The sequence below is a fragment of the Arsenophonus nasoniae DSM 15247 genome (genome assembly GCF_000429565.1).
GTDB classification, from domain to species: Bacteria; Pseudomonadota; Gammaproteobacteria; order Enterobacterales; family Enterobacteriaceae; genus Arsenophonus; species Arsenophonus nasoniae.
This window is the reverse complement of the sequence record NZ_AUCC01000115.1, coordinates 1-6,645: the sequence shown is the minus strand read 5'-3', so window position 1 is coordinate 6,645 and position 6,645 is coordinate 1. Positions and strand designations below refer to the sequence as shown.

Annotated in this window: 7 protein-coding genes, 1 tRNA gene and 1 pseudogene; 4 read left to right on the top strand and 5 right to left on the bottom strand. The window is 34.8% G+C overall.

The window, feature by feature from the left end; translation table 11 throughout:
• Together G468_RS0115415 and G468_RS0115405 are read left to right on the top strand one after the other, a co-directional pair.
• On the top strand, positions 1–247 hold a 247-nt coding region (locus tag G468_RS0115415), incomplete at its 5' end, for an IS5/IS1182 family transposase (RefSeq protein ID WP_026823830.1).
• 240 nt (positions 248–487) lie between these two features.
• Positions 488–1,672: a hypothetical protein gene (locus G468_RS0115405; protein ID WP_026823829.1), complete on the top strand. Its 1,185-nt coding sequence runs from the start codon at positions 488–490 to the stop codon at positions 1,670–1,672.
• Between the two features lie 35 nt (positions 1,673–1,707).
• On the opposite strand, the gene G468_RS0115400 is transcribed toward G468_RS0115405, so the two are convergent.
• From G468_RS0115400 to mutY, 4 genes are all read right to left on the bottom strand, one after another.
• Positions 1,708–1,783 (bottom strand) — tRNA-Phe (locus G468_RS0115400).
• Positions 1,784–1,965: 182 nt separating this feature from the next.
• The gene (mltC, locus tag G468_RS0115395) at positions 1,966–3,036 is read right to left on the bottom strand and encodes a membrane-bound lytic murein transglycosylase MltC (RefSeq protein WP_026823828.1); all 1,071 of its coding nucleotides are present in this window, start codon (positions 3,034–3,036) and stop codon (positions 1,966–1,968) included.
• Between the two features lie 69 nt (positions 3,037–3,105).
• Positions 3,106–3,378 (bottom strand): oxidative damage protection protein, encoded by a 273-nt coding sequence (locus G468_RS0115390; RefSeq protein WP_026823827.1) that lies wholly within the window; start codon positions 3,376–3,378, stop codon positions 3,106–3,108.
• Positions 3,379–3,402: 24 nt separating this feature from the next.
• A complete protein-coding gene (mutY, locus tag G468_RS0115385; RefSeq protein ID WP_026823826.1) occupies positions 3,403–4,443 on the bottom strand; it encodes an A/G-specific adenine glycosylase in 1,041 nt (346 codons plus the stop codon).
• Positions 4,444–4,692: 249 nt separating this feature from the next.
• On the opposite strand from mutY, the gene trmB reads away from it, so the two are divergent.
• Both trmB and G468_RS0115375 read left to right on the top strand, forming a co-directional pair.
• Entirely contained in the window at positions 4,693–5,412 is a 720-nt protein-coding gene (gene trmB / locus G468_RS0115380; RefSeq protein WP_026823825.1) for a tRNA (guanosine(46)-N7)-methyltransferase TrmB, read from the top strand.
• On the top strand, positions 5,412–5,738 hold the full coding sequence (locus G468_RS0115375) for a YggL family protein (RefSeq protein ID WP_026823824.1): 327 nt from the start codon (positions 5,412–5,414) through the stop codon (positions 5,736–5,738). Before trmB ends, G468_RS0115375 begins: the two co-directional genes overlap by 1 nt.
• A gap of 749 nt (positions 5,739–6,487) precedes the next feature.
• Here the strand turns inward: G468_RS0115375 and G468_RS25460 are convergent.
• A pseudogene (locus tag G468_RS25460) lies at positions 6,488–6,645 on the bottom strand (IS91 family transposase); the annotation flags it as partial.

Here is a 6,645-nt window from a genome sequence, read left to right as displayed (position 1 = left end):
TAACGAGTTGAAAAGAAAAGGGATGAAAACGGTTATTCCCCGAAAATCAAATGAAAAACTGGCTTCAGATGGACGCTCGCAACTTGATCGTGATGCTTATCGCCATCGCAACGTTGTGGAAAGGTGTTTTGGCCGTTTAAAGGAATATCGCCGGATCGCTACACGTTATGAAAAAACGGCAAGAAACTATCTAGCAATGGTGAAACTGGGCTGCATTCGCTTGTTTTACCGCCGATTACGCAATTAAGGGACACAGCCTAGTCTAGAAAATAATAAATTATGCCCTTATCTTAAAAATAACAATGGTATTATTATGGCAGAACAGATTGGCCTATTTGTTCAAGGTCAGTTAGAGCAATATACTACGCCAGTAACAAAACTAAATGCCTATGTGGGTTAAGCGAAAGGTTCACAGATACAACACAATTCACTTAATGAAGTAGTTGAAAAATCTTTAAAAGAAGAATTCGTTGAATTACCAGAATATATGGCAGAAACTTTAAAGGAAGCTAACGTATTATCTGATGAACAGGCGTTAGTTTTTTATGAAGACTTGAAGTTACTTCGCACTAATAACAACAAATCAAAAAGTGTGAGAAGCTTGCTAGCAAATGTAAAACCAATAAACAGTGCTACGCAATTATCTTCTTTGCCAACGGGTCGTTTGGTGGTTTTTTATGACTTGGATTATGAATTAAAAAGTATGATGATAAGTTTAGGTGAGGGTAAATTTGTGATTAGCAATGGCGCTAGCATAGGAGTATCCACAGAAAATTCTAATGATATTATTTTGTCTTCTCAATTTGAGAAGATTATTAATGGCAAATTTAATAATGTTAATGTTATTTCAGGTTCAGTTAATGTACAGGGAAGCCGGCAAGAAACTTTACTCGGGAAAGATGCCATTTTCAATTTAGACGGAAATCGATTATTTATTAAAACACAAGGAATACCGTCTAGTGTAAATTATATGGATGGCTCTGAGCTGAGTAATATTATTGAAGGATTAGCAATACAATCTCTTGGTTTTAATAATTGGCAAAAAGTAGAAGTCATTGAATTACAATCTTGTTTTGGGCCATTTGGTAGCATTCCTATTGGTCAAGTGATAGCACATAAATTAAATAAAAAAGTAATAATACACCCATTTTCAGCAGAAAAAGGTTTTGGCGTAACAAATCAACCATTAGCACCAACGCCTAAAATATATGAAGCCGGGGTTTACCTTAGTGAGGATGATTTAAAGCTTGCCAGTGAGCAGAGTTATCTGAATACTTTATTTTGGCAGCAATTATTGTTTTTATTTGAAAACACAAATAAATTGCTCGATATAGCAGAAAGTATTGAACATGTGTTGGAAGATAAAGTACCCCTCTTAATACTGGACTTAGTCAAATTAATTTCCAAAAAAATAACTATTGATAAATTTTTACAATTGCATCCAGAATATTATGGATATAATGGTGAATTAGGTAAATATTTATTCCCTAAAATCGATAGACTATTAAAGATAAAAAAAGTTACTAATGCAGATGAATTTGCTGAACTCATGATTGAATTTCTTTCTTTAAGTAATAACTCTTATACTTTGTTGGATAAATTTATGGGAATAAACATTGAAGCAGTAAAATCATTAAATCAATATTCAATCGAGGGTGATTTCAAAAAATAATTGAAATACTCAGTTTCAATAACTGTACTAGGACGTGGTGCCCGGAGGCGGAATCGAACCACCGACACGAGGATTTTCAATCCTCTGCTCTACCGACTGAGCTATCCGGGCAACAGGGCGTATTAAACCTGATTATAATATTTTCGTCAATTAAAATTATAGCAATACGCTTTCTTATGCTTGTTTTTTCAACAATTTAAGTAGTGCTATATAAAAATTGTTCTAAGCTTTTGCGCCAAGTAGAAATGGTACCCTTTTTATCAGGGTACCAATTTAACTAAGTAAAAAGGTCATTAACGGTATTTTTTCTGCGCATTATTTACTTTAATCAAATAATTACGTGATTGAGCTGCCGGATGTTTAGTCGCTAATGTTTGGTAAACGTCACCCGGTGGCATTTGATTAATAATTTGGGCTGCCAGCTTTTTATCGTTATGGAATACTCTTAAAACACTATCAGCTCCCCCGTTATAGGCGGTGATGATCGCATAGCGACGCGAGGTAGCATTGGTAATTTCATTTAGATAAGTGTTTTGTAACAATGATAAATAGGCGGTCCCTAGATCAATATTTTTGGCCGGATCAAATAAATAATTGCGACTGGGTATGCCTGATTTTCCTTGGGCACGAAAAACGTCTCTACCTGCGGTGTTTGGCATAATCTGCATTAAACCTAAGGCATCAGAGCGACTCACTGCATAAGGATTAAAAGTAGATTCTATTTGCATAATTGCCAGGATCAACGATTCATCAACGCCATATTTTGCCGCTGCCTGGCGGATATACGGTAAATACTTATGAGCACGTTTATCCAGGTGATTTGGCACTAATTGGATGGTAATTGACCAGATGACGTGCAGGCCTGACTGACGTCGCTGTAATTTATTTTCTAATAAATAGTCGGCGAATTTTGTTGCTCGCCATTCCCAACGGATCGGTTGATTTGTGTGATCAAGTACTTGTCCATACAAAAACGGCTCTTTACTGATAGCGATATTATTAATATCAGAGTAGAGATCAATGGAACCTGGATCCTCTCCCATCAATAGGGTAGTAATAATTGCCTTTTTTAAGTATTCCTTCGGTTCTACGCCAGCAATAGTATCAATTGTAATGCGGCCGCTATCAAAATTAATATGGCTACGGGTTTGGTATTGATCCGTATATTTGACGTAATCTTTTGGCCCCGCAATCAGGACTTCGTGAATACCCCAAATATTCTCAATATTATGAGCAAATTGCTGAACTAAAATATCAAATCCATTGGTATCTTTGACATATTCAGGATGAAATGAGATTTCTTTTTTACTGGAGCAAGCCAGCAAAAGTTGGGCAATGAAGATAGGGAGCAGCAGCTTTTTCATATCACATGTCATTCACAGTTTGTCAGATAAAAAGCCATCAGAATGGTCAAGATTCTGATGGGTTGAGCATTATTTCTCGGGTGGGGTATAGCCTTCGATATGAATGTCTTGCCCCTCAAACAAAAATTTTACCATCTCTTGCTCTAGTAATTTTCTGTCTTTAGGATTCATCGTGCTAAGCTTTTTTTCATTGATCAGCATGGTTTGTTTGCTCATCCATTGTCCCCAGGCTTCTTTAGATATTTGATTAAAAATCCGTTTACCTATTTCACCAGGATAAAGCTGAAAATCTAAACCTTCAGCTTCACGTTGTAAAAAAGTACAAAAAATAGTTCTACTCATTAAGTAATCCTCAGAATGGCAAAGTTAATTTTTAAATTGTTTAAGTAAGTTTTCAACCGGTGCTGCTAAGCCTATTTTTATATCTTGCTGTAAGTTATACCAAAGCCCTTTCGTTTCATCCATGCAAGCGGAAAATTGATTAATAGTGACATAAATAGGGATAACGTCTAAATGAAAATGGCTAAAAGTATGACGAAATGTAATAAGTTGTTCTATTTTGTTATATACAATACCTGAATTATCAAGCCACTCATTTAGGGTATTAAGCGTATCAAATTGTGGAAAAATAAATAAGCCTCCCCAAATACCAGAAGGAGGGCGTTTTTCTAACCAAATTGAATTTTCATATTGTAAAATCAAAAACCAGCCACTTTTGACAGGAATTTGTTGTTTAGGTTTTTTGGCAGGAAAATTTTGCCAGCTATGGTTTATAAAAGCATGGCACCCTTTTTGTAACGGACAAAGTTCACATTTAGGTTTACTACGACAACAGATCATAGCACCGAGATCCATCATCGCTTGATTAAAATATTGGACATCATTAGCAGGAGTGACCTGGGTACTGAGAGTCCACAATTGGTTTTCAACTTCTTTTTTACCGGGCCAACCTGCAATGCCGTAGTAACGTGTAAGCACGCGTTTTACGTTACCATCCAAGATTGGGAAATGTTGATTTTGTGATAACGATAAAATAGCGCCTGCGGTAGAGCGTCCGATACCTGGCAGCGAAATAACTTGTTCAAATTTATTAGGGAAATTGCCATCATAGTTTGCCACAATTTGTTGGGCTGCTTTATGTAAATTGCGAGCTCTGGCATAGTAGCCGAGGCCAGTCCATAGATGCAATATTTCATCTTGTGAAGCATTTGCTAAAGAGGTGATGTCAGGGAAATGATTAATAAATTTCTCAAAATAGGGGATCACGGTAGCAACTTGTGTTTGCTGCAACATGACTTCAGATAACCAGACGTGATAGGGTGATTTTTCTTGTTGCCAGGGAAGCGTTTTGCGCCCATAACGATGATACCAGTTAAGTACAGAATGAGAAAATTGCAGTGTATCCATATAAAATGTCTTTACTCTAAACAGTTTTTATAAAAAGCAGGTTTTGATATGAGCAGTGGTATCATTAATAGCCGTTTTGTTGTTAGGAATATATATTTTTACTTTTTAATCAGATATTAGCTTTGATCAGGCTTTTTATTCCGTCAATAAAGTAATGCTTTTTTATCAGCCATTTTCATATTCAACTACTCGTAATATAATTGTCACTATTATGAATAGTATTAATTGGTAAAAATAATCTCAATACTTATGATGAAAAATGTTATTACTCCAGAAGTTAATGAAGAAGGCAAAGTTATACGTCGTGTTCGTAGCTTTGTCCGCCGTCAGGGAAGATTAACTCCTCGTCAGGAAAATGCGCTGCAAATGTTATGGCCTAAGATGGGAGTAGATTTTACCGGTCAGCTGCTATCATTGGATTCACTATTTGGTAATGATGCACCGGTGATCCTGGAAATAGGTTTTGGTATGGGAGCATCATTAGTTACCATGGCAGAACAAAATCCAGCTAAAAATTTTTTGGGCATTGAAGTCCATGCTCCGGGAATTGGTGCCTGTTTGGCTGCAGCCAAACAGGCTAATTTGAGTAATTTACGCGTCATGTGTCATGACGCAATTGAGGTATTGGAGAAAATGTTGCCAAATGATTCGTTAAATATGGTGCAACTTTTTTTCCCCGATCCCTGGCATAAAGTAAGGCATAATAAGCGGCGAATTGTGCAGCAACCTTTTGCGGAGCTTATTTTACATAAATTGAAATTAGGCGGTATATTTCATATGGCAACCGACTGGCAGCCTTATGCCGAGCATATGTTAAATGTTATGCATGAAATCCGGAATTATCGAAATTTGTCAGCAGCAGGCGATTATGTTGAGCGACCCGCTTCGCGACCGATAACTAAATTTGAAAAGCGTGGCCAACAGTTAGGCCATGGTGTATTTGATCTTATGTTTGAGAGGATAAAATAATGTCTAAGCAGCGTAGCCGCCGTTTACGTAAAAAACTACATATAGACGAATTTCAGGAGGTTGGTTTCTCAGTAAATTGGTCTTTTCCTGCTAAAACACCGGTTGATAAGATTGATAGTATGGTTGATACTTTTATTATAGAGCTTATTCAGCCTAATGGTTTAGCGATGGATGCCAGTGGTTATTTAGATTGGGAAGGATTAATCTGTATGGAAAAAACTGGCAAATGTACAGAAGAGCACCGTAAATTAGTCGAAGAATGGTTAAAAAACCAAGGTATGAAGAAGGTGGTTACTTCTGAATTATTTGATATTTGGTGGGATTAATCTGTTTTAAATATTATTAGACAGATTATTGTTACTAAGTATTTTTGGCATCTTTAATTTGTCTAACCTAAGAGTAAGTATAAGTGATTCTTTAATCTATCTATAACGATTGTTTTTTGGTGTAAATAGGGTTGTTAATAGTATTTTATACTGTAAAACTGTTTTTTTAAGGATAATCACTTATTATTTTTTAGTTAATATTAATTAAAGAAAAATAAATTGAATATTTAACAAATTAAAATTATTTTTTATATCTTTAAATTACAAATAATTAATTAGAAAATTGGTAAATATTACGCTATCTTGTTTTTTAATTTCTCATAATAAATAATGATAAAGTTAAATTTATATTAACTCATTGAATAAAAAACTATTTTAATATTTCTATTATTAAGTAATAAATATTGTTTTTATTACAATAATATATTTTTAATAATTTTAAATCAATCAAAATGTTATATGCCATTCTATCCACTATACATGTATAAAAATATTAATATTTTTTCAAATAGTTAACTATAGCCAGCTTATAATATTAGTTAAAATAAATATTAACTTAGTATTCAATTGATTATCTATTTTATGTAGTGTTCATGGTTAGGAATCTCAATCAATACAGTAAGGCATTAATAGAGGTGTTTTGAACTCAATATTTCTATTAAATTCTGACAGTTTTCTCGTTGATTAACCATGAGAACAGTAATTCGGTTAAATTATCATCTAAAAGCCTAATAATAGGCACACTGCTCCTAGGTTGCGGTTTGTAACCATCGTTTTTTGACCATTTTATCCCGCCTTTCTGACAGTAAAGTGACGGCGTGTATTCCTTTTTCCGCACTCATAAACCGCAATCGGTTTCCACATAAAATACATTGGTACGGGTCAGTGTCAACGATCACCGAAAACT

Coding starts and splice junctions, on each gene's coding strand:
- mltC (WP_026823828.1), bottom strand. CDS start 3,036: ATGAAAAAGCTGCTGCTCCCTATCTTCATTGCCCAACTTTTGCTGGCT.
- G468_RS0115375 (WP_026823824.1), top strand. CDS start 5,412: ATGTCTAAGCAGCGTAGCCGCCGTTTACGTAAAAAACTACATATAGAC.
- G468_RS0115390 (WP_026823827.1), bottom strand. CDS start 3,378: ATGAGTAGAACTATTTTTTGTACTTTTTTACAACGTGAAGCTGAAGGT.
- G468_RS0115405 (WP_026823829.1), top strand. CDS start 488: ATGGCAGAAACTTTAAAGGAAGCTAACGTATTATCTGATGAACAGGCG.
- mutY (WP_026823826.1), bottom strand. CDS start 4,443: ATGGATACACTGCAATTTTCTCATTCTGTACTTAACTGGTATCATCGT.
- trmB (WP_026823825.1), top strand. CDS start 4,693: ATGATGAAAAATGTTATTACTCCAGAAGTTAATGAAGAAGGCAAAGTT.